The sequence below is a fragment of the Streptococcus parasanguinis genome, assembly GCF_001578955.1.
GTDB classification, from domain to species: domain Bacteria; phylum Bacillota; class Bacilli; order Lactobacillales; family Streptococcaceae; genus Streptococcus; species Streptococcus parasanguinis_U.
In genome coordinates this window covers 1-995 of the sequence record NZ_KQ969706.1, presented here as the reverse complement: position 1 = coordinate 995, position 995 = coordinate 1, and the positions used below count along the sequence as shown (strand labels likewise).

The following is a 995-nucleotide window of genomic DNA, read 5'->3' as shown; positions in this document are numbered from 1 at the left end:
AACAAGATTTTTCCATTGATACCTGTACAGATTTTAGTCTTTTAAATCTGATGGGATATTTATTGTTAGCAGAAAAAGACTATGCCTCGTGTACCCATATCTTTGAGAACTACATTTTATTAGCTCAACAAAATGAAGATAAAGAACATGAACATATTGGCTTACATCAATTAGCGATGATCTACAGAGATCAGGGTGATTTTCATAAGGCTTTAAAACTCATTGAAGACGAAGAGAAGATAGTTGAAGAGTATTTTCCAAACGATAATCTAAAGAAAGCTGTGAATAACTACGAACAAGGCTATGTGAGATTTAAATTAAACAACCTTGATGAAGCTCTTACATTCATGAATCTGTCATTGGAACAATCTTTAGAGACTGATGATGTGATTTCTCAAGCTTGTAGCTATAGAGGGTTAGGTGAAATCTATTTAGCCTTGAAAAATACGGAATTATCCAATAGACATTTCAAACGAGCTATAGAACTTTTCGAAAGTGTTGGAGAGTTTGAAGGGGTAAAGGAAATTGAGGAATTGATTAATCGATGATTTGGCATGTAGATTTTGTCATTAGTTCGCTTAAATAAAAAGTTTTAATATGCTATAAATCATGTATTTCATTAAGGGAGATAAGATGAGAGGTTGTGCTAGAAATGGAATTTCTATTTATTTTAATTATTTATATACCTTATTTCTTTTATTTAAATTGGAAGGATAAGCCTGAACAAAAAAATAAGTCCTTTTGCTATCTTTATAAGTTTTACATGATTTACTTGTGGTTTATCCTCATCATTTCCATAATGGCTATCGGTATTTTTTCCCTTGGAGTACTAGCTGTTAGAGGCGAAAAACTTACGTCTGGTTTCTTTGTTTTATCTTTTTTAGGTATAGTTCTATTTAGTTTCTATATTTTTAGTATTCTAAAAGAGATAAAGGAATTAAAGCAAATAAAAGGTAAGTAAATATTAACTAAGAGAACTAGCTTAAGTAAAATAT

General features: G+C 30.2%; 1 protein-coding gene. It reads left to right on the top strand.

Going from position 1 to position 995, the window contains the following annotated elements; translation table 11 throughout:
- Nucleotides 1-548 (top strand): tetratricopeptide repeat protein (locus tag SPADD19_RS10825; RefSeq protein WP_061455983.1); only part of this gene is annotated, 548 nt, incomplete at its 5' end.
- Between the last annotated feature and the right edge of the window lie 447 nt (nucleotides 549-995).